Below are 884 nucleotides of genomic sequence, written 5' to 3' on the forward strand. Positions count from 1 at the left end.
GGTCGGTAGGGCAGGAGGCCGTAGTCGCCGCCGGAGTTGGGGGAGCGGCCTTGGTAGAGCAGTTGGAGGTTGCAGGGGTCGACGGTGAAGGTCTGGTCGGCGGTGGTGCGGATGAGTTCGCCGTGGCTGATGTCGTTGGTCCAGGTGGCGCCGCTGTTGGCCTTGCCGGCGAACGGGTTGGACTCGGTGGCGGCCTGCGGGGTCCAGGAGCCGTTCAGGCTGGTGGCGGTGAAGGAGCGGAAGTAGCGGCCCTGGGAGCCGATGGCTTCGACGATCATGAGGTAGCGGGTCTGGCCTTGGAGTTTGTAGACCTGCACGGCTTCGAACAGGTTGTTCGTCGAATCGCTCATGATGGTGGTGTAGTTGGAGCCGAAGCTGCCGGGGAAGTTCCCGATCGGCATGCTGGAGCGGTAGATCTTGCCGTTGTCACCGGCGAAGAACAGGTACATGTTCTGGTCGTCGGCGATCAGGGTCTGGTCGATCGGGCCGGTGCCGGAGCCGGAGATGCTGCCGGTGAACAGCGGCTGCGCCGCCGACCAGCCGTTCGGGTTCGTCGGGTTCGTCGAGGTGCGGTAGGAGAACGCGGTCGGTCCCCACTGGTATGCGAGGACCCAGATGTTGCGCGGCGCGAAGTAGAACAGGGTCGGCGCCACGGTGCCCGAGGACATCGCGTTCTGCGACGCCGACGCCATCTGCGACCAGTTCGAGAACAGGCCGAAGTTCATCGACCCCCACGACGTGCCGGTGTCGTGGGTGGTGGCGTAGACCAGGTGCTGCCCGTTGTACGGCACCACGGTGAAGTCCTTCAACGACACCCAGCCCGAGCGCGGCTGCGCCAGAGCACCGGTCGACGACCACCGGTACGACGACGGCAGGTTGCACGT

The 884-nt window shown here is 65.7% G+C and carries 1 protein-coding gene; it reads right to left on the reverse strand.

The window, feature by feature from the left end:
* Nucleotides 1-884, reverse strand: an 884-nt coding sequence (locus ACPCK6_RS29600) for a non-reducing end alpha-L-arabinofuranosidase family hydrolase (RefSeq protein ID WP_423482858.1), incomplete at both ends; no start/stop codon positions are given.

The organism is Micromonospora sp. AB353, assembly GCF_049538395.1.
In the GTDB taxonomy this organism is placed as follows: Bacteria; Actinomycetota; Actinomycetes; order Mycobacteriales; family Micromonosporaceae; genus Micromonospora; species Micromonospora aurantiaca.